Raw genomic sequence first — 26,030 nt, 5'->3', positions numbered from 1 at the left:
GATTCGACGGTTGTCGATATCCACTCCGGAGCCTGGCACTCGATATCGACATCTGTCAACATAGACGCATGTCGAAGAAGAGGGTCGAACTCCCGGTGCTGGCCGCCGAGAACGCGGCCGCGCCGTGCTGCCCGCCGCTGACGGCGGGGGAGCTGTCCGTGCCGGACTCCGAGCGGATGGCCGCGATGTTCAAGGCGCTGGCCGACCCGGTGCGGCTGCGGCTGTTCTCCAGGGTCGCCTCCCACCCGGGGCGTGAGGCGTGCGTCTGCGACATCGCCGACGTCGGCGTCTCCCAACCCACCGTCAGCCACCACCTGAAGAAGCTCCGCGAGGCCGGACTCCTGACCTCCGAACGCCGGGGCACCTGGGTCTACTACGCCGTCGCGCCCTCGGTCCTCGCCGCGATGTCGGCGATGCTCGACCTGCCCGCCGACCGCTGAGGCCCCGGGCCCGTGCCTCCGCCCGTCCCCGTCCCCGTGTCCGGAGCCGCCCGTGGAACGCGTTGACCTCCTCGTCGTCGGCGCCGGCCAGTCCGGGCTGTCCACCGCGGCCGTCGCCTCCCGCGCCGGATGGGGACGTTCCCTGATCCTGGAGGCCAGCGAGGACACCGCCGGTTCCTGGCCCGCGTACTACGACAGCCTGACGCTGTTCTCCCCGGCCCGTTACTCCGCCCTACCCGGCCACCCCTTCCCGGACGGCGCCCCCGGTGACGTCCCGGGCGGCCGGGACCGCTACCCGACCCGGGACGAGGTCGCCGACCACCGTGCGCCCGGGCCGTTCGAGGGCGCGCGCGTCCTCGTCGTGGGCGCGGGGAACTCCGCCGTGCGGATCGCCGCCGAACTCGCGCCGCACGCCCGGGTGACGCCGGCCACCCGCGCCCCGGTGCGGTGGGTCGCGCAGCGCCCGCTCGGCCGGGACATCCACTGGTGGACGCGCCACACCGGCCGTCGACGACCAGTGCCGACCGTTCCACCGGGGCGGCGTCTCCACCACCGTTCCCGGGCTCGGCTATGTCGGCATCGAGTTCCAACGGAGCCTCGCGTCCAACTCGCCGCGCGGCGCCGCGCGGGACGCCGCCTACGTGTTGGCGCGGCTCCGTTCCGCCCCCGCCGGAACCGGTGGCGCGGTGGCGCGGCGGCGCAGGGCGAGGGAGACATGAACCAGGGCCACCAGCGCGGGCACCTCGATCAGCGGGCCCACGACCCCGGCCAACGCCTGCCCGCTGGTCACGCCGAAGGTGCCGACCGCGACCGCGATGGCCAACTCGAAGTTGTTGCCGGCGGCGGTGAACGCCAGCGTCGCGGTGCGGTCGTAGGGCAGGCCGGCGGCCCGCCCCAGGGCGTACGAGCCGCACCACATCACGGCGAAGTAGACCAGCAGGGGCAGAGCGATCCGGGCCACGTCCCACGGTTCGGAGGTGATGGCGTCGCCCTGGAGGGCGAACAGCACCACCACGGTGAACAGCAGCCCGTACAACGCCCACGGCCCGATCCGGGGCAGGACCCGACTCTCGTACCGCCCCCGGCCCAGGCCGCGCTCCCCGAGGCGGCGGGTGAGAAAGCCGGCGAGCAGGGGAACGCCGAGGAAGACCGCGACATTGAGCGCGATCCTCCCGGGCGAGACGTCGAGGCGCTCGCCCGCGCCCTCGCCCAGGCCCAGCCAGCCGGGCAGCAGGTCGAGGTAGAACCAGCCGAGCAGGCCGAACGCCACCACCTGGAACACGGAGTTGAGGGCGACGAGAACGGCCGCCGCCTCCCGGTCGCCGCAGGCCAGGTCGTTCCAGATGATCACCATGGCGATGCAGCGGGCCAGGCCGACGATGACCAGTCCGGTGCGGTACTCGGGCGCGTCGGCCAGGAAGAGCCAGGCCAGGGCGAACATGACGGCGGGGCCGAGGAGCCAGTTGAGGACCAGCGAGAGGAACAACAGCCGGCGGTCGCCGGTGACCGCCCGCAGGCTGGTGGCGTCGTAGCGGACCTTGGCCAGCACCGGGTACATCATGACCAACAGGCCGGCGGCGATGGGCAACGAGACGCCGCCGACCTCCAGGTCCGCCAGCCGCTCGTCCAGCCCCTCCACCGCCCGGCCCAGCAGCAGGCCGCCGGCCATGGCCGCGACGATCCAGACCGGCAGGAACCGGTCCAGCGTGGACAGCCTCGACACGACGCCGGGGCCCGGCCCGGGCTCCGGCCCGGCTCCCGACCCGGCGGCGGTCACGGTTCCGGACTCGGCGGTGGGCTCGGTGGCGGTCATGGGCAGGCGCGCTTCCGGTCCGACTCGACCGTGACACGGGCCAGGGCCGCCAACTCGGCGCACCGCCCGGCCAGGGACTCCAGGACCTCGGGCCGCAGCCGGTAGTAGGTGAACCGGCCGCAGGGCTCGGTGTCCACCACCCCGGCCTCGCGCAGCACCCGCAGATGGTTGGAGAGGTTGGTCTGCCGCGCGCCGGTCTCCTCGATCAGGTGCGTCGTGCACAACGTCTCGCGGGCGAGCAGCGCCACGATGCGGGCCCGCAGCGGGTCGGCCAGCGCCCGGACCACATCGGCGTCAACTGAGGTCAGCATGGGCTGATACTGTCACATCAGCGTTGACTGATACCAGCCTCGGCTGATGCCGGCCTCACCCCGCGAAGGACGTGCCACCGTGCCCCCCGAGCCCACCGCCCCCCGCGCCTCCGTGCTGTTCGTCTGCGTCCACAACGCCGGCCGCTCCCAGATGGCCGCCGGCTTCCTCGCCCACCTCGCCGGCGACCGCATCGAGGTCCGCTCGGCCGGCTCCCTGCCCGCCGACCAGATCAACCCGGCCGCCGTCGCGGCCATGCGGGAGGTGGGCATCGACATCGCCGCCGAGCGACCCAGGGCGTTGACCACCGACGCCGTCGAGGCGTCCGACTACGTCATCACCATGGGCTGCGGCGACGCCTGCCCGGTCCTCCCCGGAAAGCACTACCGCGACTGGCAGTTCGACGACCCCGCCGGCCGGGGCCTCGACGCCGTCCGCCCCATCCGCGACGCGATCCGCACCCGCGTCGAGGACCTGATCCACGAGATCGACACCCGCCCCGCGCCCTGACGGGCGACCCCGCCGTCACGGTGCCCCGGCCCGGACGCGTACCCGTCCGGAACGGAGAAGACCTCCGTGTGCCAGGGTTGACCGATGGACAGGCCCGACGTCACACGCGCGAAGGCGGCCGCGACGTCGGTCGCCGCGTCGCTCGGCCTGCGCGCCAGCGACGCGACCGTGCTCCACAACTCGAACAAGCTGGCGCTGCGGCTGACGCCGTGCGACGTCTTCGCCCGCGTCGCCCCCGTGGGGCAGGAGGTCGCACGGTTCGAGGTCGAACTCGCCCGGCGGCTCGCCGAGGTCGGCGGCCCGGTGTGCCCCCTGGAGCCTCGGGTGGACCCGCGTGTGTACACGCGGGACGGCTTCGCGGTGACGCTGTGGACCTACCACGCGCCCGTGACCCCGCACCTCTCACCGGCCGACTACGCCGGGGCGCTGGAACGGCTGCACGCCGGGATGCGCCGGCTCGATATGCCGAGCCCCCACTTCACGGACCGGATCACGGAGGCGGAGGAGGTCGTCGCCGACCCGGAACGCTCGCCGGAACTCGCCGACGCGGACCGCGTCTTCCTCGGCGGCAGACTGGCAGGTCTGCGACGGGCCATCGAGGAGCGCGGCGCCGTGGAACAGCTGCTCCACGGCGAGCCGCATCCCGGCAATGTGCTCGGCACGAGAGACGGCCCGCTGTTCATCGACCTTGAGACGTGCTGCCGTGGACCCGTCGAGTTCGACCTCGCCCATGTCCCCGAGGCGGTCTCCGCGCACTACCCGCACATCGACCGGGACCTGCTGGACGACTGCCGACAGCTCGTCCTCGCGATGGTCGCCGCCTGGCGCTGGGAGGTTGGCGACCAGTTTCCGAACGGCAGGTTCTTCCGGGAGGAGTTCCCGCGCGTGCTGCGCGACGGTCCTCCCTGGCCGACGCTCGACACGATGAACGACCGACTGGCCGGCCCGTAGAGCCGGGTGGGTCCGGGTTCCGGGAGCGCGGCCCCGGTCAGATGTCGAGGAACCGGACGTCCTTGGCGTTGCGTTGGATGAAGTGGCGGCGGGCCTCCACGTCCTCGCCCATCAGGATGGAGAAGAGTTCGTCACGCCCGTGCCGAACGCGGAGATGATCGCCTGGATCTCCTGGTTGTGCGGGATTCTGTCGATCCCGGCCTTCTCCACGTTGAGGATCTTGCCCCGGATCGGGAGGATCGCCTGGTAGCGCGGGTTGCGGCCGGACTTGGCGCTGCCGCCGGCCGAGTCTCCCTCCACGATGAAGATCTCCGACATCGCCGGGTCGTTCGACTGGCAGTCGGACAGCTTGCCCGGCAGCGCCGCCGTCTCCAACAGGCCCTTGCGGCGGGTGAGTTCGCGCGCCCGGCGGGCCGCGACCCGGGCCGTGGCCGCCCGCATGGCCTTGCGCACGACGTCCACGGCCTCGTGCGGGTTGCGGTCGAACCAGTCGGTCAACCGCTTGTGGACGACCCGCTGCACGAACGCGCGCGCCTCCGTGTTGCCGAGCTTGGTCTTGGTCTGGCCCTCGAACTGCGGCTCGCCCAGCTTCACGGAGACGACCGCGGTCAGGCCCTCGCGAACGTCCTCGCCGGAGAGGTTGGCGTCCTGCTCCCGCAGCAACCTCTTCTCCCGCGCGTAGCGGTTGACCACGGTGGTCAGGGCCGTGCGGAACCCCTCCTCGTGGGTGCCGCCCTCGTGGGTGTGGATGGCGTTGGCGTAGGAGTACACGCTGTCGCTGTACTGGCCGTTCCACTGGAGGGCGACCTCGACCGACAGCGGCCGTTCCGCGTCCTCGGCGGCGATGGTGATGACCGAGGGGTGAACCGGCTCGCCCCTGCGGGCGTTGAGGTGGGCGACGAAGTCGGCGATGCCGCCGTCGTAGCGGTAGGAGTGGCCTCACGGCGGGCCAGCGGGGCGGTGGGTTCGCCGTGCCGGTAGTCCTGCGTCCACCGGTGCCCGTCGGTCCAGATCTCCACCGACAGCCGGGTCGACAGCGCGTTCACCACCGACAGGCCCACGCCGTGCCAACCTTGTTCATGAAGTCGGACGTTCGAGCGCACGAGCCGACAAGGCGCGAAACGATCCACCAACGCACCTTCCGCTGTGCGCCCCGCCGTGCGGGGAGTTCGGGCCGCAACGTTGGCGGGGCCGCTCGCTGACGCCATGGGACCCCATGAAACCAGAGGTAACGGTGTCCGGACGTCCGGCCGGACGTCCGGTTCTGCCTATGGCCCGGGACCACGGCAGTTCGCCGTTCGCCCCCTCGCGCGGGCCCGCCGTCCTGCCCCGAACCCTCAACTCACCGACGCCCAGAGCGCCGCCCCCGTCAAGGCAGACGACGCGAGGTTCCCCGCGCCCTCCCCGACCCGGTGTCCAGCGGAAACGCGGGCCGCGACTGTTGAGTTCGGCGTCATCTTCGCGTTGACTCCGATGAGGGATCATCTTCACGAACGGGGTGGGGACGATGGTGCGTCCGTCCGACTGGTCGCCGGTGGACATGGACCGGGACCCGACGCCTGGGGACCCGGACGAGGTCCGCGAACTCGCCGATGACTTGCGGGAGTTCGCCGACGATGTGGGCGAGGCGCTGGGGAAGATCCGGGGGTTGGCGGGCGAGCGGGCCGTCCTGGACTGGGCGGGGCTGTCGGCGGACGCGTTCCGTCGTGAGTTCGAGGGCGTGCCGGACAATCTGACCAAGCTGGAGGACTCCTACTCCCTCTGCTCGCAGGCGCTGCACGCCTACTGGCCCAAGCTCCAGACCGCGCAGGGGATGGCGGACCGGGCGTTGGACCGGGCGATCTCGGCCCAGGCGGATCTGGCGTCGGCGCAGGCGGCGTTGGGGGACGCGCAGGACTGGGTGGGGCGGGCCGGCGAGGAGGCCGAGCGGCTTCAGCGGGAGGGGGAGCGGGAGAACGTCGAGCCGCCGGACGAGGCGGATGTCCGGGCCGCCGCGCGCGACCAGCAGGCGGCGGAGGCGGCCGCAGGCGTGGCCAGGTCCCGGGTCAACGACGCCGAGGAACGCCTGGCCGCCGCCCGCCAACTCGCCCTGGACGCACAGGAGATGCGCGAGGAGGCCGCCCGGGTCTGCGCCCAGGGCATCGAGGAGGCGTCCGACGCCGGCATCCAGAACCGGCGGTGGTGGGAGAAGGCCATCAAGTGGGTGACCGACAACTGGGACACCATCGTCGCGGTCTGCAAGGTCATCGTCGCCGTCCTCGGCGTCGTCGTGATGATCATCGGCGGACCGTTGGCCTGGGTCGTCCTGGCCGCCGCGTTGGTCGTCCTCGCCGACACGTTGATCAAGTACGCGCGCGGCGAGGCCGGACTCCTCGACGTCGCCTTCGCGGCTTTGGACTGCATCCCCGGCATGAAGGGCCTGACGACGCTGGGCGGACTGGCGCGCGGACTGCGCGGCGGACTCTCCGCCGCCCGCACCGGCCTGAGGGGCATCGCTCAGGGCGTCAGGGGCCTCGGCCCGCGCCTTCGCAACCTGGGCCGCGACATCCGGTGCCTGATCACCCGGGGCGACCCGATCGACCTGTCTACCGGCCAGATGGTCATGTCCGCCGTCGATATCGAACTGCCAGGTGTGCTCCCGCTGGTGCTGGAGCGTCATCACCGGACGGGCAGCCGTTCCGGCCGGTGGCTGGGGCCCTCCTGGAGCAGCACCCTCGACCAGCGCCTGCTGCTCTCCGAGCACGGGGTGCGGCTGTGCGCCCACGACGGCATGGTGCTGGACTATCCACGCCCGGCGGAGGACACCCCCGTCCTGCCCGTCGAGGGCCCCGCGTGGCCGCTGAGCTGGGACGGCACGCCCGGCGGCGAGCTGCGGGTCCACCGGACCGACACCGGGCAGACGCTTGGCTTCCGGCCGTGCCCCGGCCGGCCGCCCACGGAGCTGCCACTCACCTCGATCGCCGACCAGCGCGGCAACACGATCGCCGTCCGCCACGACGCCGAGGGCGCCCCCAGCGAGCTGCTCCACCACGGCGGTTACCACATAGGCATCGCCCGTGAGGGGCGCCGGATCACCGAGCTGACGCTGCTCAGCCACCCGGACCGTCCCAGCCTGGTCCGCTACGGCTACGACGCGGACGGCCAGCTCGCCGAGGTCGTCAACTCCTCGGGGCTGCCGCTGCGTTTCACCTATGACCACCGGCAGCGCATGACGGGCTGGGAGGACCGCAACGGCGTCGCCTACCGGTTCACCTACGACGAGCTGGACCGCTGCGTGGCCGGCACCGCCGCCGACGGCGCCCTCGCCTACACCTTCGCCTACGACACCGAGACCCGGACCACCACGGTCACGGACTCCCTGGGGCACCAGACGCTTCACCGGTTCGACCGGAGCCTCCAACTCGTCGCGGAGACCGACGCGTTGGGCCACACCGTGTACCAGGAGTGGGACCGGCGCGACCGGCTGGTCAGTCGCACCGACGAGCTGGGGAACACCCTGCGCGTCACGTACGACGAGGCGGGTCACCCCGTCGCCGTCCACCACCCGGATGGCTCGGTCTCCACCACCCGCTACGACGAGGCCGGTCACCCGGTGGAGAGCACCGCCCCGGACGGCACGACCTGGCGCCAGGAGTGGGACGAGCGGGGCAACTGCGTGTCCGTCACCGACCCCACGGGCGCCGTCACCACCTTCGAGCACGACGAGACCGGGGCCCTGACCCGCCTGGTGGACGCGACCGGCGCCGAACAACACTTCGTCAACGACGCGTTGGGCCACCCCGTCACGGTGACGGACCCGCTCGGAGGGGTCACCCGCCTCAGCTACGACCCGTTCGGCAACCCCGTCTCCGCCACCGATCCGCTGGGCGGCACGACCCGCTGGAGCTGGACCGTCGAGGGCCTGCTCGCCGCGCGGACCACGCCCGACGGCGCCACCGAGCGCTGGACCTACGACGGCGAGGGCAACCGCCTCAGCCACACCGACGCCCTCGGCCGCACCACCCGCTGGACCTGGAGCCGCTTCGACCAGCCCGCCACCCGCACCGCCCCGGACGGGGCGCGCCACACGTTCACCTACGACACGGAGCTACGCCTGGCCCAGGTCACCGGGCCGGGCGGCCGCACCTGGGACTACACCTACGACGCGGTGGGACGCCTCACCTCCGAGACGGACTTCGACGGCCGCACCGTCCGCTACCGGCACGACCCGGTCGGCCGGCTGCTCAGCCGCGTCAACGCCGTCGGCCAGACCGTCGAGTTCGGCTACGACGCCCTGGGTCGGCAGGTCACCAAGTCGGTGGACGGTGAGGTCACCCGCTTCACCCACGACGCCCAGGGCCGCATGACGCGCGCCGAGAGCCCGGACGTCACCCTCGTCCTGGCCTACGACCCGATGGGCCGGGTCGTCTCCGAGGAGGCGGACGGCCGGACGTTGACCCGGACCTACGACGCCCTCGGCCAGCCGGCGACGCGGCGCACCCCGGCCGGCGTCACGACGCGCTACACCTATGACGCGGCGGGCCGGCGCACCGCGTTCACCACGGCCGGGCGCACCGTCACCTCCACCCGGGACCCGCTGGGCCGGGAGACCGCGCGGGGCATCGGGGCCCTCGGGCTCGTTCTCGCCCAGCGCTGGAGCGCCGGGCAGCGGCTGACGGGCACTGACCTGACGCTGCCGACGGCCGAACTGCCGCTGGTCAGGCGGTCGTTCGCCTACGGGGACGACGGCCGCCCGGTGCGGGTGGACGGCCCGGCGGACGGGTCCCGCCGCTACGAGCGGGACGCCGGGGGCCGGATCACCGCCGTGCGGGCGATCGGGTGGACCGAGAGCTACGCGTATGACGACCTCGGCCGCCCGGTGGAGGCCAGCTGGCCCGAGGAGCACCCCGGCGGCCCCGAACGCGGCACCCGCGCCTACGACGGCGCCCGGATCACCCGGGCGGGAGACGTGCGCTACACCTACGACGCGGCCGGTCGCGTGGTGCTGCGGCAGCGCAAGCGGCTGTCCCGCCCACCGGAGACGTGGCGTTACACCTGGGACGCCGAGAACCGGTTGACCGGCGTCACCACCCCGGACGGCACCCGCTGGCGCTACCTCCACGACCCGCTGGGCCGCCGCGTCGCCAAGCTCCGCCTGGCGGACGACGGGGAGACGGTGGTCAGCCGCACCGACTTCACCTGGGATGGCCCCCACCTGGTCGAGCAGACGACCCACACTCCCCATGGCGCGACGGAGCGCGCGACCCTCACCTGGGAGCGGGAGGGCGTGCGCCCGCTGACCCAGACGGAGCGGGTCGTGCGGGGCGGTCCGGCGGGCGCGGACGCCGAACAGGAGGCGGTGGACGAGCGGTTCTTCGCCATCGTCACGGACCTGATCGGCACCCCGACGGAACTCGTCTCGGAGGACGGCACGATCGCCTGGCGCGGCAGGGCCACGCTGTGGGGGCTGACCGCCGACGACCCGGCGGCCCTGGCCGAAACCCCGCTGCGCTCCCCCCCGGGCAGTACCACGACCCCGAAACGGAGCTGCACTACAACTACTTCCGCCACTACGACCCGCGCAGCGCCCGTTACCTCAGCCCCGATCCGCTGGGCGTGGACGCGGGGCCCGACCCGTACGCATACGTGGCGGACCCGCTCGCCTGGTACGACTACCTGGGGCTGCTCACGTGCCGCCAACACGCGGACATCCTGCGCGAGAACCTGCGGCTGGACGGGCGGCCCGTCCCGGCCAACGGCGCGGCGGCGCACCTGGTGCCCTCGGGCATGAACCGCAACAACGCCCCGGCGATGCGCAGTCTGCTGTCCCGCTACGGCGTGGACATCGACGAGGCGGCCAACGGCATCCCGCTGGGTCACCCCCGGCCGCACAACTTCACCCACCGGGGCGCGTTCCTGGACCGGTTGAGCACGCACCTGGACAACTTCGAGCGCAACCAGCTCGCTCTCGGCAGCAGCACCACCGAGATCGGGGACATGCTGCGGATCGAACTGCGGAAGGTGGGCGACCAGGTACAATCCGAGCTTCGCCTGCTGAACCTGGACCAGTTGATCAGTGGCACTCCGCATCCGAGCGCCTATTGGACCGCGTGATGACCGAGAACGCCCCGCAGCCGGAACGCGCCGTCTACCGGCTCCTGCCGAGCAGGCGGGACATCAGGACCGTGCGCTTCGACGACTCGCTCACCCAGCTCAAGCGCTGGGAGTTCCACGGCCCGCCGCAGCGGCGCCCCGACCACTTCGGCGCCGAGTGGCTGGGCGAACCGGGCTGGCCGAAGGCCGAGTTCCCCTCCACCTATCCGGACGCGCCGGTGTTCAGCCGACGGCTGGTCGAGCTGCTCGGCGACGAGTTGGCGACGGCGGGCACCCTGCTGCCGCTCACCGTCACCGAGGGCGGCGCGGTGGCGGACGAGGACTACCGGGTCTATGTGGTGGACACGGTCGTCGACTGTGTCGATACGGCCAGGTCGTCACGGCCCGGCCCGACGGGCGAGATGAAGCGCACGGTCTTCCGCCCCGAGGCCCTGCCCACCCGCCTGCCCGCCTTCCGCGTGCCGCAGTTCCCGGTGGGCGTCTACTGGAACGGCTGGGCCGCCGACCGCCTGAGCGGTCTCCTCGGCGACCACCTGGAGGCCCGGCTGGTCTGGTCGAACGCCCCCGGCAGCCGCCCACACCCGTTTGTCTGGGGCGTCTGAGCGACGGGGTCCTCGCCGTTCCCCGTCCGGGGGAACTCGGCGACGGGGTCGACCTCCGCACCGGGGACATGATCCTCCAGGGGACCGACCTGAACCCGCCTGCGGTGATGCCGCCGGTCCTCCAGCGGACGCGCGTCTCCTCCCACCGGCAGGTGGCTCGTTCGGGCACGCCCGGGCCTTCACGCTCCACCAGCGTCCGGAGATCGACCACCAGGGCGTGTGCCACGCCGTGCCCGACGGCGCGATCCTGGTGCACCCGCTGCCCAGCCCCAACGAGGACGCGCCCGGGTGTGCATCGACCGGTTCCGCCTGGGACGAGGATGAACGACCCAACGGCCCCTCACATCCATCGCGGAACACCGCCACCGCCACCGCCCCGCCCCGTTCCGTTCCGTTCGCGGCCGGACCCGGACCAACGGTGTCAGTTCCGGCAGCTCCGCGTGGTAGAAGCGGTGCGCGGCCGGTGCCACACCGGCCACCGCGTCGAAACGTGTCCCTTCCGGTGCCGGGAATCCCTCGGCGGACCCCAGGTACGGGTTCCGAACGAAGATCTCCTCCTCCCGCTCGCGGGCGAACCGCAGGGTCGCCACCGCGAGGTCCGGCTCACGGGAGTCGCGGCTGCTGGTCTGGAGGAGCCTGCGCCCGTCGGCGGGTGCGCCGGCGAAGTCGATACCGGGCGCCGGCGACCAGTGCCAGGCGCCGTCGAGGCCGCCGAGTTCCTCCGCCACCAACGCCGGTTCTGAATGCCGGCGTCGGAAGCCGCATTGATGTCGCGGGCGCACTGGCTGGCGGCCTCCTCACGCATCTCTTGGGCGTCCCGGGCCAGTTGACGAGCGGCGGACAGCCGCTCCTCCGCGTCGTTGACCCGGCCCTGCGCCGCGCCCGCCGCCGCCTCAGCGGCTTGTTGATCGCGGGCGGCGGCGCGGATGTCGTCCTCGCCCGGAGGCTCGGCGTTGTCCCGTTCGCCCTCGCGCTGGAGCGTTCCACTTCCTCGCGAGGACAACCGTCGGAGCGAACGGAAGACGGGCTGGTCAACACCCCATGGACCGGAGGAGAGCGGCAGCGGGATGCCTTGCGCGACTGGCCCGTGACCGGCCCGTAGACGGTGAGAGACAACGAGAGAGGGCGGGAGTCAGTGAGACTGACTCCCGCCCTCTGCCGCGACGTCTGCACTGGTCAGCGGTACGTTCACGCTGTTCCCGTTGAAGTGCCCCCGGCAGGATTCGAACCTGCGCACACGGCTCCGGAGGCCGCTTGGCTCCTCGGCAAAATGCCAGGTCCGGGCTCTGCGGAGGTTCGCGTTCACGGTTCCGGTCCACGAATAGTCCAGGAGTAGGTCTGTCCGCCATTGACGCCGGTGCCCACCGATCCCGATGCCCTGCACGCATGCCAAGCAGGTGTCTGGCAGCCCTGAGGTTGGCCTCGCTCTCTGTGAGGTCAAGCAACGGTCCTGGAGTTAACCCGATCGAAGGTACTAAAGGGACAATTAGACGCAAATAAGAAGGGCTGGGCGGGTGGCACGTAGGGTTTCATGGCGTGATCGCTGGATCTCCGCCCGTAGCATGGGCACACTAGTCAGGTGACCTCGCCAGCCTCATCGCCTGCCCTCCTGAACGCCTATTTCAAGGATGTCGTTCGCCTGCAACGTTCCGGTGTCGGAGTTCCTGAGACTTCTTACTACGGCTCTTTGGAACGACTCCTGTCAGGTGTTGGGAAGAGTTGCAGTCCTGAGATTGCGGCTGTTATGCATCCGGGGAATGTTGGTGCTGGTATCCCTGACGGCGGTCTTTTCTCGGCTCACCAGCTTAGTCGCGCCGGCGGAAAGCAATCTGCCTTCGATCGGCAGCTTCCTACGCATGGTGTGGTTGAAGCTAAGCCCCTTGAGAGCGATCTGGACAAGATTGCCGACACGCAGCAGATTAAGAAGTACTTGCTGCGATACGGCAAAGTTCTCCTGACCAATTTTCGCGAGTTCGCTCTTTGGACGCAGACCCCGCAAGGACCGGTGAAAGGCGAATCCTTCGCGCTAGCGGGAACTACGGAGGAATTTCTCGCTCTACGAGCGGCCGACTTGGAGTCTGTTTCCAGCCGGTTTTTCGACTATCTGCGTCGGGTCATTCTCTCTGGTGCCCCAATTTCACGCTCCGAGGACCTTGCCGCGTTTCTTGCCGCTTACGCGAAGCAAGCTCTTGATCGAGTGGAAAAAGGCAACCTGAAGGCACTGGAGCCGCTCCGAAAAGCTCTTAGCGACGCCCTCGGGGTCACATTCTCGGGAGATCGCCAAGCGAAGTTTTTCCGTTCGACCCTAGTGCAGACAATCTTCTACGGTGTGTTCTCTGCCTGGGTCTTTTGGTCGGCCGAAAATAAAAACAAGGACGAGCGTTTCGATTGGCGTACCGCGAGCTGGTTCTTGAATGTGCCAGTCGTGAGAGCACTGTTCGACCAAGTAGCTAATGCCTCGCGCCTCCGCCCTTTGCATCTGGATGAGTTGCTGGACTGGGCGGGAGAATGTCTGAATCAAGTAGATCGCGAGGCTTTTTTCGCCAACTTTGAAACAGATGATGCGGTTCTGTATTTCTACGAGCCGTTCCTGGCCGAGTTTGATCCAGAGCTTCGTCGACAGCTCGGTATCTGGTACACGCCAAGCGAAGTAGTAAAGTACATGGTGGACCGCGTGGACGCGGTGCTTCGAGAGGAATTGGGCTGCCCTAATGGGTTCGCTGATGAAAGGGTATGGGTTCTAGATCCTTGCGTCGGCACCGGGTCGTTTCTGCTTGAAGTATTGCGTAAGATTCATGCGACTCGTCTCGAAACTGAGGGCGATAGCCTCGCTGGTTTCGATGTGCGAGAAGCAGCTATCCGTCGCATAATTGGGTTTGAGATTCTGCCGGCCCCCTTCGTCGTGGCGCATCTCCAGATTGGCATGTTGCTGCGACGTATGGGTGCTCCACTTGACGCCGACACGGAACAGCGAGCTTCCGTTTACCTAACTAACGCCCTCACTGGTTGGGCTAAGGAACAACAGCAAGCGATCAGCTTGCCGGAATTGGCAGATGAAAGGGACGCCGCAAGCCAGGTCAAGCAAAAGGCCCCGATCCTCGTAGTACTCGGAAATCCGCCGTATAACGCCTTTGCTGGCGTCAGTCCAGCCGAAGAAGGCGGATTGGTCAGTATCTACAAGGAAGGGCTAAAGAAATGGGGAATTACTCGCAACAACGTTGATGACCTCTATGTTCGCTTTCTCAGGTTGGCGGAGCGTCGCGTAACCGAGATGCAAGGAGAGGGCGTCGTAAGTCTCATTAGTAACTTCTCGTACCTTGGCGATCCATCGCTTGTTCTCGTCCGTGAGCGGATACTGGCAGAGTTCGACTCCATTTGGCTGGATAATCTCAATGGGGATTCGCGCGAGACGGGGAAGAAGACACCCGATGGAAGGTCGGATCCATCGGTCTTCTCAACTCCAAGAAACCGCGAGGGTATCAGTGTAGGTACGGCTATTGGAACGTTCGTACGTCGTCAAGAGCGCTCCACTGTGCCCAGCGTTCTGTATCGGGATTTCTGGGGCCCCGCCAAGCGGGAGGATCTTGTAGCCAGCCTTGGCGAGACGCAACCGGGATATCAGGAGATTCTGCCGCTGGAGGATACGGCTTATAGCTTTCGGCCGCAGCGCCTTCATGATGAATATCTGAAATGGGCTCGCGTAGACGAGCTGTCCCACGTTGCACCGATGCCGGGTCTTCTGGAGAAGCGCGGTGGTGGCCTAATTGATGCGGACCGGGAGGTCCTAGAAGCGCGTATTCAACGGTTCCTGGACCCAACACTGTCCGTAGAAGAACTAGGCGAAACAATCAGAGGGTTGGCCGCCAGCTGGGCTGGATACATCCCGGAGAAGGTCCGGGAGCGGCTAATTGATGCGGGAGGGTTCAAATCTGACCACGTCCGCCGGTACCTGTCTAGGGCCTTTGAGACCCACTGGGCCTATTTGGAACCTACACCACCACTCTGGAATCGAGCGCGTCCAGATTTGCAGGAAGCGGCCGAAGTCGATTGTGAGTTCTTTCTAGCGCGTAGGCGAGTTCCGCGTGCTTTGGATGGAGCTGCATTCTACTTGAGTAAGCATATCGGTGACGATCATGTTTTGCATAAGAATGCATACTACATTCCTACTCGAAGGTTTGGTGCTGAGTTCTCCAAGTCTGACGGGGATCAACAATCTCTATTCGCAGACATGGCCGCTGACCAAGAGAGCGGCACGCTAGCTAACCTCTCGTCGAAGGCGCGAGAATGGCTCGCAGGACTCTCGATTGGTAACCCTGATGCGAATCGTGCAGTCGGCGATATGCCATGGCTGCATGCTTTGGCTGTCGGATACAGTTCTGAATATCTAAATGAGAACCGGGACGGTGGGCGCTTCCATTTCCAAAGAGTGCCGTTGCCGACTTCAGCGGATGGACTTTCTAGGGGAGCTTCGTTGGGCCGGAAGGTAGCCGAACTCCTCGACTTGGACACAACTCCTTCCCCTGAGCTCCATGAGAGCGAACTGAAGCTCAGGCCAGTAGTGGGAGCTATCGGCACGAGTGATAGCTCGCCTCTGACGGCTGAGGACTTCTCTCTCGTAGCGTGGGCTATCGTGCAGCCGGGTAAGGTTATGCCGTACGAAGGGCGTACCACCAAGCGTTCATGGCTGAGCGATGAACGAAATGCGCTGTTGGCGGCAGGAGCTGGCCTGGGTGTCGCGGCTGAGACGGCCCTTTCCTGTCTCGGTGATGCTGTTGATGTTCACCTAAATGAGAGGGCAATCTGGCGAGGTGTTCCGTCAGCCGTATGGAAGTATAAGGTGGGCGGTCACACAGTGTTGCGAAAGTGGCTGTCATACCGCGATCGCCGGGTACTAGAGCGACCCTTGAGTACAGCGGAGATCCGCCAATTCTCAATGATCGTTCGACGTTTGACGCTTCTAGTCTTGCTTAGTGATGGGCTTGATCGGCATTACCAGGAGACGCGGGACGCTTCCTATTCATGGCGTACAACAATCAGTCGACCTGACGTCGATAGCTGAAAGCGCGTAATGCGGGAGTACTCAGGCCGCGGTCGGTGGAGCGGCTTTGGGCTGGAGCTGCTTTGGCGCGAGTGATCATGGCCCCGTAAGCTTCCGGCGCGTCGGGCAGTCTGTGGACCTGCCCGGTAAAGCACGACGTTGGGGCCATGATCTTCGAGGCTCGCGCCAAAGTGGCTGCCTAAAGCCGCGCAGCCGATCGCCCCAGCCACGACGTACCCCTTCCCTGGCATCAGGCTGCTGATTGCTGTAAGCGCGGCGCGGGTGCCGGCCGGGCTGGAGCGGGGCGGAGACAGGAGCGCAGGCCCGGCCGGGGGCCGGGCCGCGCGCGGTGAGCGGAGCGAGCCGCCTTGAACCAGTAGAGAAAGTTGTAACTCAGTCTGTGGGGCGGGGCGTGAAGTCGTATGCGCAGGCTGGGAGTTCTACCCCTTGGCGGTGGGCCATCGGCAGGTAGACCACTGGGCGGATCGTCCAAGTGATGCGGGTGCTGGCGTGGGTCAGAGAGACCGTGCAGGGTTCCATGCGTAAGAGGGCTCGTCGCGTGTCGTTGCGGCCGTCGTAGAGCCAGGCCCAGGCCTCGTCGGAGGCGTCCGGGTCGAGTGCTGGTGAGATGGTGCGCAGGGCGACCGCTACCCATCTGTCTGCCTGTGGTGCCGAGTAGGCGTCGAAGGATGCCCGGAGTGCCGGCCGTCCTGTTTCGTCGTTGACGTCCTGCGTCCAGCACTCGCACCAGAAGCCCCGCTGGGGCTTGTCCATCAGCACGGGCGGCCTCCGGGCTGGGTGTCCGTGAAGAGTTCCGCGGTGACGGTGTAGCCGCTGTGGCTGCCGTGGACGACGACCCGGTGTGCGATGACGCTGACCATGCCCAAGCCGCGGCCATGCACGGCGTCCTCGCTCGGTTGCTCGACCTTCGGAGCCGCGCCCATCCCTCCCTCGTCGGTGACCGACAGGGCCACCACCTTCGGGGAGATCGCGAGGGCCAGGTGGAAGCTGCCCAGCCCGCCGCTCGCCGTGTGGAGGATCGCGTTCGCGCTCAACTCGCTCACGATGAGCTCGGCGTCGTCGGCCAGGGGAGATCCGCGCAGGATGTCCCGCGTCCAGCGGCGGGCCCGGCTGACCTCTTCCGGAAAACCTGGGCAAGTGAGTCCCCAGACCCGGGCGGTGCTCGTATACTCGTGCATACAAGTTCCTTCGTGCTGGTAGGCCGCCATGTGCAGCGGGTTCGGGCTAGACGAGTTTGACGCCGTCGTGGGCGCGGATGGCCGGCGGGGATACCGCGTCGAGTGCGTCCAGGACGCGGATCGCGTATGCCTCGTCGGCGAGTTCGATGACTTCTTCGCGGGTGGCCCAGCGCAGTGCGCGGGTCTCGTCCCCGGTGGTGGGTGTGCCGTCGGCGGCCTCGCAGCGGAAGACCATGGAGACGATGAGGCCCTTCATGTTCTTGTAGATGCCGGTCAGCATCGCGGGAAGCGCGATCTTGATGCCGGTCTCTTCGAGAACTTCGCGCTGGAGGGCCTCGGGGATGGTTTCCTCGCGTTCGAGGATTCCGCCCGGGGGTTCCCAGTGGCCGTTGTCGCGGCGTTTGATCAAGAGGGCGCGGCCCTGGTCGTCGACGATGACTCCGGCGACGCTCACGGAGTGTGGACGGTCGGTGCTCACGTTCCTCTGCCCTCTCGGATGGCTAGGCTCTCCACGGTAGCAACAAAGCTCGCCCACTCGTCTAGATACCTAAAGGAGTACACGTGTCCTCTCTTTCCTCCGGCCTCCTCGGCGATCTCGATCCCACGAGCGATCGTGCGGTCTTCCGGCAGATCGCCGACCAGCTGCGCGAGGCCATCGACCGTGGGCGATTCAAGGAGGGCGAAAAGCTGCCCTCCGAGGCCGAACTCGTCGAGCATTACGGGGTTTCCCGTATGACGGTTCGAAACTCCTTCTCCGTCCTCCAGGGTGAGGGCCTGGTGCACGCCGAGCACGGCAAGGGCGTCTTCGTGCGACCACGACCGCCTGTGCGGCGGCTCGCCTCCGACCGGTTCGCCCGGCGTCACCGCGAGCAGGGGAAGTCCGCGTTCATCGTGGAGGCCGACGCCGCCGGCAGTCACCCGCAGGTGGACAGCCTGGAGGTCAAGGAAGAGAAGGCAAGCCAGGACGTCTCCACCCGGCTCGGGTCCGTGCGGCGAGTGCTCGCCCGGCGTCGCCGGTATCTGCTGGACGGGCGGCCCGTGGAGTTCGCCACCTCGTATCTGCCGCTCGACATCGCACGGGGCACACCGATCGCCGAGCCCAACCCCGGGCCTGGCGGCATCTACGCACGCCTTGAGGAGCTGGGCCACCGCCTCGACCACTTCGAGGAAGAGATCCGCGCCCGGATGCCCTCGCCCGACGAGGTCCGGACGCTGCGGCTGGCCTCCGGCGTGCCGGTCATCCACCTGATCCGCACCGCGTTCGACCAGGAAGGGCGGGCCGTGGAGGTCTGCGACACGGTCATGGCGGCCGACGCCTACGTCCTGTCGTACCAGCTCCCGGCGACGTGAGCGCCTGACCGGCGGTGGTGCGCGGGGGCTGCTTTCCCGAACTCGTACACCCCAACACGCTTACTCGTATAGACGAGTGGGCAAGTTGTGTGGCAAGGTGGTTGCCGTTCCCGGAGATCGGGTTCGAACGCCGCATCTTGTATAGACGAGTAGATGGGAAGAAGTCTTGCGCACCATCCGTGTAGAGACCTCCGCCGCGACGATCCTGCTGACCGAGGCGCCCGAGCCCAAGGTTCGCGACCGGCAGACCGGTGAGATCGCCAAGGACGCCAACAGCGGAGAGGCCCTGATGGCGCTCGGCGTCGTCTACCTGGAGGACGGTGAGTCGTCGTTGATCAAGGTCACCGTTCCGGAGAGCGGCGTGTCCGAGGGGCTCACGCTCGGGGCTCCGGTCTCGCTGCCGGGTCTGGTGGCCCGGCCATGGGAGAGCGTCTTCAACGGGCAGCAGCGGCACGGCATCGCTTACCGCGCCGCCGCCGTGACTCCGGCCGCGTTCCCGGCCGCCAATGGGGCCGCTGCCTGATGACCGATCTGACGACGCTCCTGGAGGTGGGTGGTCCTGTCGCCGCACTCGGCGGCGGGGCCGCCTACGCCCGGGCCAAGCATCCCGGGGTGTACTGGTCCACGGTCGGCCTGCCGATATCCGCCGCCCGGCTCCTCAGCTCCTACGGCTCGGTCATGGAGGCCTGCGGCCTCACCGTGGCTCCGTCCCGGCTGCGGATGCTGGCGGTCAAGGCCACCACCCGCCGTGAGGTCCGGCCCGTGCCGCCGCGTCGCGGCATCATCCGGCCCACCTCGACCGGGCTGCGGATCCGGCTCCGGCTCGCTCCGGGGCAGGAACCAGCCGACGTCGCCGCCTCGGCAGAACGGTTGCGGCACGCCTGGGGCGTCCACGCGGTGTACGTGACCACGATCAAGCCCGGTGTGGTTGAGCTGCGGCTGGTCGGCTTCGACGTGCTGCGGCAGGTGCGGATGCCTCGCAAGGTGGACGCCGGGTTCCTTCGGGTGCCGGTGGCACTGCGGGAGGACGCCATGCCGTTCACACGCGACTACCGGACCGTGCCGCACCAACTCACCCTCGGCGCCACGCTGTCGGGCAAGTCCATGTATCTGCGGCACCTGATCGCCGGGCTCGCCCCTCAGTCGGTCGCCCTGGTCGGGATCGACTGCAAGCGCGGTGTAGAGCTGGCGCCGTTCGCCCCCCGCCTCTCCGCGCTGGCGACCGACCCTGAGCAAGCCGCCGAGCTGCTGCCGGTGCTCGTGAAGGAGATGGAGGACCGATACGACCTGATCAAGGCCCGGCAAGGCATCGCCCCGGACACTCCGGCCGAGGAAATCACCTCGGACGTCTGGGGACTGCCCGAGTCCGAACGCCCGGTCCCGATCGTGCTGTTCGTGGACGAGGTGGCTGAACTCTTCCTCGTCGCCACCAGGAAGGACGAGGAACGCCGGGACGAGATGGTCACCCAGCTCATCCGGCTCGCCCAGCTCGGCCGCGCGGCCGGCATCTACCTGGAGGTCTGCGGCCAGCGCTTCGGTGCCGAGCTGGGCAAGGGCGCGACCATGCTGCGGGCCCAGTTGACCGGCCGCGTCTGCCACCGCGTCAACGACGAAGCCTCCGCGAAGATGGCACTCGGCGACATCGCCCCCGAAGCGGTCACGGCCGCCTGCGCCATCGCCCCCGAACGCCCCGGCCTCGCCGTGGCCGGTGACACCTCCGGCGGCTGGTCCCGCATCCGCACGCCGTACCTGTCGCTGGGCGACGCTGCCGAGACCTGCCGCGAGTCGGCCCACCTGGTCCCCGACCTGCCCGCGCTCAAGCCCTTCCGGCCCGACGTGCCCGTACGGCCCGTCAAGACACCGGGCCCGGCCGTGCGGCCCCGGCCCGTGACCGACTGACCCGCGCCCCTAACCCCGGTCGGCGTGACCGCCTCACGCCACGTCCCTACCCCTCCCATGCCCGAATTCGGAAGGAGCCGCAGCATGCGCGCCCACCTGGCCCGCGTCGATGCGGTGCTCGTTCAGGCGGTCATCGCCGCCGCGCTGTCCTTCGCCCACCTGCACGATGTCGCCTCGGCGGCCGGACAGGACGGGTGGAAGGCGTGGGCCTACCCGATCAGCGTTGACCTGCTGCTCGTCGCCGCCTGGCGCCGACTGCGCTCCGGAGAGGCGAAAGCGGCCGGGTGGTGCTGGTTCCTGATCGCACTCGCCGCGTCCCTGGGCGCGAACGTCGCCACCGCCGGCCTGCTCGACCTGGATCACGTACCGGCCTGGCTGCGCATCCTCGTGGCGGGCTGGCCCGCGGTCGCCTTCCTCGGCGGAACGCTCCTGGTCCACTCGCCTCCGACAGTGCACGACGAGACCAGTGACGTCGTGGACCAACAGGATCCTGACGACATCGAGGACCAGGAGAACGCGTCCGATCCGGTGCCAGACCCGCCGACGCCACCGGCGGCCGATCCGGCACCGGCCCCACCGTTGGCCCCGCCTCCGGTCGCTGTCCCGGCCGCCCTGGTCGAGCACGCCCGCAAAGTCGCCGCCGACCACCGCACCCGCACTGGAACGGCCATCGACACCCCGACCCTGCGCGCCCGCCTCGGTGTCCCGCCGCCCATGGCCGAAGCCATCGCCGCTCAAATCACCTGACCAGCAAAGGGAGATCATGCCGCTCTTCTGCTTCAACACGGCCGCCGACTACCTCTCAGCGGCCCGCGACATGGCCATCAGTGGCCGGTCGGCGCTCGCCCGGCTCCTCGCCGAGGAAGCCGCCGACCGCACGCCGAACCCGGAGGAAGCCGCCCGGATCCTGCGCGACTTCCCCCGCCCCAGCCCGCGACAGGAGGACTGACCATGCCCGCGCCAAAGCGCTTCCGCCACGTCAGCCGCATCGGCCCCGTCCAGGTCGGCACCTCCTACGACGGTCGCGGCCGGGAGAAGCACACCGCCGCCTGCACGGCCCCGCGCTGCGGCTTCTCCGCCGACTACGACAGCCGCGCCGCCGCCGAGCTGGCCGCCCGCACCCACCGTTGTCCCGTGCGCTGAAAGGATCCCCGACCCGTGACCGTCAGCCTTCCGCTTGTCGTCGTCCTCGGCTTCTTCGCCTGGGGAGCAGTCAGGTTCCTCGGCGTCCGCGTCTGGATCGTCGTCCTGATCGCCCTCTTCGGCTTCTGGCTCTCCCGCACCTTCCTCGCCCCCGCCATCGAGTCCGGCACACGTTCCGGAGTGACCGTCATAAACGGCTCACACGCCTAGACGAGTAGATAAGGAGCCCTGACCGTGTTCCTCCCGAAGTACCCGACAGCCCGACCCCGCCGCCCGCGCACACCCACACCTCGGCCGAGCCGCCGCCCGTACGGCGTTCGTTCCCGTCGGTCTCCATCGATCAGAAGACCGTCGTGGCCCTGGTCGTCGGCGGGGTCGTCCTCACCGCGCTCCTGGCGGCCGTCGCCGTCACGGCCATCTCTGTAGCCGTGGCCGCCGTCGTCCTGCGCTCCATGCTCCGCGATCACCACCGCCGCTGAACCGCGCTGGCCTCCGGGGCGGCGGCACACGACCAAGCATTTCGCCGCCCCGGCGCCTGCTCCTCCCGACCGACCGAGCCAGTCAGAAGGGGAATCGCCATCTTCACCCGCACCACTCCGGCCCCACTCCCGGAACTCGCGAACCTGGCCGCGCAGGGCACGCTGCCGGGTATCCTCCGCCAGCTCTCCGGACTCGGCGGCTGCACCCACCCGATCCGCCTCGACGGCCACCGCACCGAGTACGACGTCGACACCCGTACCGGCGAGATCGGCAACGCCCTCCACCGCCTCGACTCGTCCAGCCTCCCGGCCGGGCAACTCCTCGTCCGCTGCAACAACCGCCGCACGACCCGCTGCGCCGCCTGCGCCGAGGTCTACCGCCGCGACACCTTCCACCTGATCACCTCGGGCCTGCGCGGCGGCAAGGGCATCCCAGAACACGTCGCCGCCCACCCGCGCGTGTTCGCCACCTTCACCGCGCCGAGCTTCGGCCCGGTCCACAACCGCCCCTCCAGCGGGCGCCCCTGCCGCTGCGGTACCCACCACGACCAGGACGACGACGAACTCGGCACCGCGCTCGACCCGGACACCTACGACTACGAAGCCGCCGTGCTCTGGAACGCCCACGCCGGTCCCCTCTGGCGGCGCTTCTCGACGTACCTGCGCCGAGAGGTCGCCAAGCGCGCCGGCCTGTCACAGCGGCGCTTCCGCGAGCACGCCCGCGTGTCCTTCGCCAAGGTCGCCGAGTACCAGAAGCGTGGTGCGGTCCACTTCCATGCGGTCATCCGCGTCGACGGCCCCAGCGGCGGCGACACCCCGCCCCCTGCCTGGGCCACGGCCGAACTGCTCACGGACGCCATCCGGGCTGCCGCTGCCAAGGTTCGCGTGGACGGCCCGACCATCGACGGCCGCACCCACACCTTCACCTTCGGCCGCCAACTCGACGTACGCACCATCCGCTCGGCCGATTTCAACGACGGCCAGGAGCTCACCGAACGGGCCGTCGCCGCCTACATCGCCAAGTACGCCACCAAGGGCGCCGAAACCGCGACAGGAGCTCTCGACAGGCCACTCAAGTTCGCCGCCGAACTCGCCCAGCTCGACATCAGCGACCATGCCCTCCGCATGATCCGAACCGCCTGGTTCCTCGGCGCGCGCAAGGACCTCGAACACCTCCGCCTGCGCGCTTGGGCCCACATGCTCGGCTTCCGCGGCCACTTCTCCACCAAGTCCCGCCGCTACTCCACCACCCTCGGCGCCCTCCGTGACGCCCGCGCCGAATGGCGTCGCGCCCAAGCCGCAGCAGCAGCCAACGGCCCCGAGACCGACACGACGTACGTCCTCGCCCACTGGGTCTTCGCCGGTACTGGCCTCTCGGACGCCGAAGCCTGGCTTGCCGCATCTCTCGAACCCGCCCCCGGAACGGAAGGAGAACCGACATGGACCGCCGACGGGATGAACTGATGACTGTCCCGCAGATCCTCGCCGAGCTCGGCGGAGTGTCCCGCCGAACCTTCTACCGCTGGCGCGAGCTGGGGCAGGCCCCGGAAGCGATCAAGCTTCCGAATGGTGAGCTCCGCGTCTGGCGCAGCGACTTCGACGCGTGGCTCCACGGGCTCGCGGAGGCGGCGTGAAGTCGCATGACGTGAGGGTGTGGGGCATCCGCAAGCGGCCGTACAAGACGCCGTCGTATGACGTGCGATGGAAGGTCGGCGATGCCCCACCGTTCTCCGAGACCTTCCGGACGAAGGCACTCGCCGACAACTTCCGGGCCAAGCTTCTTCGGGCTGCTCAGAAGGGGGAGGCATTCGACACGGAAACCGGTCTGCCGGACTCCATGGCACCCGCCAAGGCGTCTCGCACCTGGTACGACTTCGCACGGGCCTACGTCGCCATGAAGTGGCCGCACGCGGCTCCGAACTCGCGCGACAGCTTGAACGAGACGATGACGCTCGTCACGACTCAGCTGCTGGGTGATCGGCCTGGGCGCCCGGCTGACGACGTCTTGCGCCGTGCGCTGCGGGGCTGGGCCTTCGTCGTCCAAGCCTCGGACGAGGAAGCTCCGCCGGTCGACATCGCGAACGCTCTTCGCTGGGTGGCCAAGGCCTCGCTGCCGTTGGCGACGCTCAAGAATCCGGCAGACATCCGCCGCGTCTTGGACTCGCTCAAGCTCAGACTGTCGGGCGCCCCAGCGGCCGCCGAGACGGTACGGCGCAAGCGCGCGGTCCTCTTCAACGCCCTCGCCTACGCGGTCGAATTGGGGGAGCTCCCGGAAAACCCGGTCACGCTCGTGAAGTGGAAGCCGCCGAAGGTGACCAAGGAAGTCGACCGCCGGGTCGTGGTGAACCCTCGGCAGGCACGCGAACTCCTGGCCGCAGTCTCTTACGTCGGCGGCTACCGCAGAGCCCGTGGGCGGCGCCTGGTCGCGTTCTTCGCCTGCCTGTACTTCGGTGGGCTTCGGCCGGCGGAAGCTGTGGCGCTGCGTCGTCCGGACTGCACGCTGCCGGAGGCCGGGTGGGGTTCACTGATCCTGGAGAAGACCCGCCCGACCGTGGGGAAGCGCTGGACCGGGACCGGGGAGGTTCACGACAACCGCGGCCTCAAGAACCGCCCCACGAACGAAACCCGCATCGTCCCGATCCCGCCTCGTCTCGTCCGTATGCTCCTCGCCCACATCGAGGAGTTCGGCACCGCCGAGGACGGGCGGATGTTTGCCAACGAACGCGGGGGAGTGGTCGCCTCCACTACGTACTGGCGCGTCTGGGACGAGGCTCGGCACCTGGCGCTCACGCCGGAACAGGTGGCCTCGCCGCTGGCCGCTCGGCCGTACGACCTGAGGCACGCCGCGCTCTCCTCGTGGCTCAATGCGGGCGTCGACCCCACCGAGGTTGCGGAGCGTGCGGGCAACAGCGTCGAAGTGCTGCTGAGCCGGTACGCGAAGTGCCTCGACGGTCGCCAGGACATCGCCAACCGCCGGATCGCCGAGCTCCTCGGTGAGGACGACGGCCAGGAGGACGAGCCCGGCGACGGGACCTGATCCCGACACACCTCCTACGCGCGCACCTGCGGCATGATGGCCCCTGGACTACGGTCCGGGGGCCTCGGCGTTTTTGGGCCTGACCTGCTGATTCCTACCCGGTAGCCAGTCCACGGATAGTCCACAGCCCTCGACATACAGCCGCTCCGCGCGGCACACGCCTGCACATACGCGAAGACCCCGTCCCAGCGAAAGCGCTGATGGCGGGGTCTTTGGGCACCTCATGCAAGGTGCCCCCGGCAGGATTCGAACCTGCGCACACGGCTCCGGAGGCCGTTGCTCTATCCCCTGAGCTACGGGGGCGCTTGGCGCCTTGGGTGGCGACGGAGAGAACACTACCAGCTCGCCGGGGGTGCCCCGCACCGTGGTTTCCGCACGTGGGTGCGGAGGGAGGTACTCCCGGGTAGAAGTTGCCGGAAAGGCCGGACGGCGGCGGGGGAACGCGCTTACGCTGGCAGGGTGCCAGGCGCTCCTGGCCGGGTGCTGGTGGTGGACGACAGCCAGGTCATCCGGCAGCTGATCAGGGTCAATCTCGAACTCGACGGGTTCGAGGTCATGACCGCCTGCGATGGCGCCGAATGCCTGGAGCGGGTCCATCGGTTCCGGCCGGACGTGATCACCCTCGATCTGGCGATGCCCCGCCTCGACGGCCTCGGCACCGTCGACCGGCTGCGCCTCGACCGCAGCACCCGGCACATCCCGCTGCTGCTGATCTCCGCCAGCGTCGACCCCCGCCGCCCCTGGGGCGCCGACGACGGGCCCCCCGACTGGAGCGGGAGCGCGAGCGGCGACGCGGGCGTCCCGCCCGGCGGGGGGATCGACGCCGTGCTGAGCAAGCCCTTCGAGCCGGCCGAACTCGTCGGCCTGGTCAAGCGGTTCTGCGCCGAGGGCCGGCGACGCGTCGTCCAGTTGGTGAAACCGCTGGCGGAGTGCGCCCCCGCCTCTCGTACGCTTGCTCCGTGACCCCGACCCAGCTCTCCCAGGCCGTGCTGCGCTCCGTGCGCGACGCGGTGGACGGCGGCGAGCTGCGGGTGGCCGTTCCCGAGCGGGTCACGTTGCGCCGCCCGCCCCGGCACGTCGGGGCGCACGCCTGGTCGACGGGCGTCGCGCTGCGGCTGGCCGGCCCGGCCGGGCTGCCGGCGCCCGAGGTCGCCCGGCTGCTGCGCC

Annotated in this window: 25 protein-coding genes, 1 tRNA gene and 3 pseudogenes; 20 read left to right on the top strand and 9 right to left on the bottom strand. The window is 69.1% G+C overall.

Annotated features, from left to right (window positions below; all coding sequences use genetic code 11):
• Positions 1 to 68: 68 nt before the first annotated feature.
• Positions 69 to 440, top strand: coding sequence for an ArsR/SmtB family transcription factor (locus EBN88_RS05645; RefSeq protein WP_122182688.1), 372 nt, complete (start codon positions 69 to 71; stop codon positions 438 to 440).
• Positions 441 to 672: 232 nt separating this feature from the next.
• Here the strand turns inward: EBN88_RS05645 and EBN88_RS32545 are convergent, their stop codons facing one another.
• The 3 genes from EBN88_RS32545 to EBN88_RS05630 form a co-directional block, all read right to left on the bottom strand.
• Positions 673 to 939, bottom strand: coding sequence for a hypothetical protein (locus tag EBN88_RS32545; RefSeq protein WP_158621327.1), 267 nt, complete (start codon positions 937 to 939; stop codon positions 673 to 675).
• 138 nt (positions 940 to 1,077) lie between these two features.
• Positions 1,078 to 2,253: an ACR3 family arsenite efflux transporter gene (gene arsB / locus EBN88_RS05635; RefSeq protein WP_122182687.1), complete on the bottom strand. Its 1,176-nt coding sequence runs from the start codon at positions 2,251 to 2,253 to the stop codon at positions 1,078 to 1,080.
• Complete coding sequence (locus EBN88_RS05630; RefSeq protein ID WP_122182686.1) at positions 2,250 to 2,564, bottom strand: ArsR/SmtB family transcription factor; 315 nt, start codon at positions 2,562 to 2,564, stop codon at positions 2,250 to 2,252. Before EBN88_RS05630 ends, arsB begins: the two co-directional genes overlap by 4 nt.
• A 79-nt stretch (positions 2,565 to 2,643) precedes the next feature.
• Between EBN88_RS05630 and EBN88_RS05625 the strand changes: the two genes are divergently transcribed.
• Together EBN88_RS05625 and EBN88_RS05620 are read left to right on the top strand one after the other, a co-directional pair.
• Positions 2,644 to 3,072 (top strand): arsenate reductase ArsC, encoded by a 429-nt coding sequence (locus tag EBN88_RS05625; RefSeq protein WP_233580480.1) that lies wholly within the window; start codon positions 2,644 to 2,646, stop codon positions 3,070 to 3,072.
• 84 nt (positions 3,073 to 3,156) lie between these two features.
• Positions 3,157 to 4,023: a phosphotransferase gene (locus EBN88_RS05620; protein ID WP_122182684.1), complete on the top strand. Its 867-nt coding sequence runs from the start codon at positions 3,157 to 3,159 to the stop codon at positions 4,021 to 4,023.
• A 132-nt stretch (positions 4,024 to 4,155) separates the two neighbouring features.
• Here EBN88_RS05620 and EBN88_RS05615 read toward each other — a convergent pair.
• A pseudogene (locus EBN88_RS05615) lies at positions 4,156 to 5,096 on the bottom strand (toprim domain-containing protein); the annotation flags it as partial.
• Positions 5,097 to 5,530: 434 nt separating this feature from the next.
• On the opposite strand from EBN88_RS05615, the pseudogene EBN88_RS31590 reads away from it, so the two are divergent.
• The 4 genes and pseudogenes from EBN88_RS31590 to EBN88_RS05595 form a co-directional block, all read left to right on the top strand.
• Positions 5,531 to 9,433 (top strand): annotated as a pseudogene (locus EBN88_RS31590) (DUF6531 domain-containing protein); the annotation flags it as partial.
• 29 nt (positions 9,434 to 9,462) lie between these two features.
• A complete protein-coding gene (locus tag EBN88_RS32655; RefSeq protein ID WP_158621326.1) occupies positions 9,463 to 10,116 on the top strand; it encodes an RHS repeat-associated core domain-containing protein in 654 nt (217 codons plus the stop codon).
• Positions 10,116 to 10,718: a hypothetical protein gene (locus EBN88_RS05600; protein ID WP_122182682.1), complete on the top strand. Its 603-nt coding sequence runs from the start codon at positions 10,116 to 10,118 to the stop codon at positions 10,716 to 10,718. The genes EBN88_RS32655 and EBN88_RS05600 overlap by 1 nt, the downstream gene beginning before the upstream one ends.
• 1,579 nt (positions 10,719 to 12,297) lie before the next feature.
• On the top strand, positions 12,298 to 15,777 hold the full coding sequence (locus tag EBN88_RS05595) for a type ISP restriction/modification enzyme (RefSeq protein WP_147472661.1): 3,480 nt from the start codon (positions 12,298 to 12,300) through the stop codon (positions 15,775 to 15,777).
• Positions 15,778 to 16,149: 372 nt separating this feature from the next.
• Here EBN88_RS05595 and EBN88_RS31580 read toward each other — a convergent pair whose 3' ends face one another.
• The 4 genes from EBN88_RS31580 to EBN88_RS31575 are packed head-to-tail and all read right to left on the bottom strand — an operon-like array spanning position 16,150 to position 17,672.
• Positions 16,150 to 16,530: a hypothetical protein gene (locus EBN88_RS31580; protein WP_233580484.1), complete on the bottom strand. Its 381-nt coding sequence runs from the start codon at positions 16,528 to 16,530 to the stop codon at positions 16,150 to 16,152.
• The gene (locus EBN88_RS05585; RefSeq protein WP_122182680.1) at positions 16,530 to 16,955 is read right to left on the bottom strand and encodes an ATP-binding protein; all 426 of its coding nucleotides are present in this window, start codon (positions 16,953 to 16,955) and stop codon (positions 16,530 to 16,532) included. Before EBN88_RS05585 ends, EBN88_RS31580 begins: the two co-directional genes overlap by 1 nt.
• Positions 16,956 to 17,001: 46 nt before the next feature.
• A complete protein-coding gene (locus tag EBN88_RS05580) occupies positions 17,002 to 17,409 on the bottom strand; it encodes an NUDIX hydrolase (protein ID WP_122182679.1) in 408 nt (135 codons plus the stop codon).
• Positions 17,410 to 17,429: 20 nt separating this feature from the next.
• Positions 17,430 to 17,672 carry a hypothetical protein gene (locus EBN88_RS31575; RefSeq protein ID WP_233580485.1) on the bottom strand — a complete coding sequence of 81 codons (243 nt, stop codon included), beginning with the start codon at positions 17,670 to 17,672 and terminating at the stop codon, positions 17,430 to 17,432.
• On the opposite strand from EBN88_RS31575, the gene EBN88_RS05575 reads away from it, so the two are divergent.
• The 11 genes from EBN88_RS05575 (at position 17,586) to EBN88_RS05525 (ending at position 24,863) form a co-directional block, all read left to right on the top strand.
• Positions 17,586 to 18,305 (top strand): GntR family transcriptional regulator, encoded by a 720-nt coding sequence (locus EBN88_RS05575; RefSeq protein WP_233580483.1) that lies wholly within the window; start codon positions 17,586 to 17,588, stop codon positions 18,303 to 18,305. The two genes, EBN88_RS31575 and EBN88_RS05575, sit on opposite strands and share 87 nt — an antisense overlap.
• Before the next feature lie 166 nt (positions 18,306 to 18,471).
• The gene (locus tag EBN88_RS05570; RefSeq protein WP_122182677.1) at positions 18,472 to 18,828 is read left to right on the top strand and encodes an SCO3933 family regulatory protein; all 357 of its coding nucleotides are present in this window, start codon (positions 18,472 to 18,474) and stop codon (positions 18,826 to 18,828) included.
• Complete coding sequence (locus EBN88_RS05565) at positions 18,828 to 20,204, top strand: FtsK/SpoIIIE domain-containing protein (protein WP_122182676.1); 1,377 nt, start codon at positions 18,828 to 18,830, stop codon at positions 20,202 to 20,204. Before EBN88_RS05570 ends, EBN88_RS05565 begins: the two co-directional genes overlap by 1 nt.
• An 84-nt stretch (positions 20,205 to 20,288) precedes the next feature.
• Positions 20,289 to 20,951 carry a DUF2637 domain-containing protein gene (locus EBN88_RS05560; protein ID WP_122182675.1) on the top strand — a complete coding sequence of 221 codons (663 nt, stop codon included), beginning with the start codon at positions 20,289 to 20,291 and terminating at the stop codon, positions 20,949 to 20,951.
• Between the two features lie 16 nt (positions 20,952 to 20,967).
• Positions 20,968 to 21,153: a hypothetical protein gene (locus EBN88_RS05555; RefSeq protein ID WP_122182674.1), complete on the top strand. Its 186-nt coding sequence runs from the start codon at positions 20,968 to 20,970 to the stop codon at positions 21,151 to 21,153.
• Between the two features lie 2 nt (positions 21,154 to 21,155).
• The gene (locus EBN88_RS05550) at positions 21,156 to 21,347 is read left to right on the top strand and encodes a mobile element transfer protein (RefSeq protein WP_102910782.1); all 192 of its coding nucleotides are present in this window, start codon (positions 21,156 to 21,158) and stop codon (positions 21,345 to 21,347) included.
• A gap of 15 nt (positions 21,348 to 21,362) precedes the next feature.
• Positions 21,363 to 21,557, top strand: a complete 195-nt coding sequence (locus tag EBN88_RS05545; protein WP_102910781.1) for a hypothetical protein — start codon at positions 21,363 to 21,365, stop codon at positions 21,555 to 21,557.
• 8 nt (positions 21,558 to 21,565) lie between these two features.
• Entirely contained in the window at positions 21,566 to 21,826 is a 261-nt protein-coding gene (locus tag EBN88_RS05540; protein WP_122182673.1) for a SpdD protein, read from the top strand.
• A gap of 162 nt (positions 21,827 to 21,988) precedes the next feature.
• The gene (locus EBN88_RS05535) at positions 21,989 to 23,290 is read left to right on the top strand and encodes a replication initiator (RefSeq protein ID WP_122182672.1); all 1,302 of its coding nucleotides are present in this window, start codon (positions 21,989 to 21,991) and stop codon (positions 23,288 to 23,290) included.
• On the top strand, positions 23,266 to 23,460 hold the full coding sequence (locus EBN88_RS05530) for a helix-turn-helix transcriptional regulator (protein ID WP_033314625.1): 195 nt from the start codon (positions 23,266 to 23,268) through the stop codon (positions 23,458 to 23,460). Before EBN88_RS05535 ends, EBN88_RS05530 begins: the two co-directional genes overlap by 25 nt.
• A complete protein-coding gene (locus EBN88_RS05525) occupies positions 23,457 to 24,863 on the top strand; it encodes a tyrosine-type recombinase/integrase (RefSeq protein WP_122182671.1) in 1,407 nt (468 codons plus the stop codon). The genes EBN88_RS05530 and EBN88_RS05525 overlap by 4 nt, the downstream gene beginning before the upstream one ends.
• Before the next feature lie 231 nt (positions 24,864 to 25,094).
• Here EBN88_RS05525 and EBN88_RS05520 read toward each other — a convergent pair.
• Positions 25,095 to 25,166, bottom strand: a tRNA-Arg gene (locus tag EBN88_RS05520).
• A 156-nt stretch (positions 25,167 to 25,322) separates the two neighbouring features.
• Here EBN88_RS05520 and EBN88_RS05515 point away from each other — a divergent pair.
• Positions 25,323 to 25,826 (top strand): response regulator, encoded by a 504-nt coding sequence (locus tag EBN88_RS05515; protein WP_122182670.1) that lies wholly within the window; start codon positions 25,323 to 25,325, stop codon positions 25,824 to 25,826.
• Positions 25,823 to 26,030 (top strand): annotated as a pseudogene (locus EBN88_RS05510) (ArgS-related anticodon-binding protein NrtL); the annotation flags it as partial. The gene EBN88_RS05515 and the pseudogene EBN88_RS05510, both read left to right, overlap by 4 nt.

This window comes from Streptomyces triticirhizae (assembly GCF_003696235.1).
In the GTDB taxonomy this organism is placed as follows: Bacteria; Actinomycetota; Actinomycetes; order Streptomycetales; family Streptomycetaceae; genus Streptomyces; species Streptomyces triticirhizae.
This window is presented reverse-complemented; position numbering and strand designations above follow the sequence as displayed.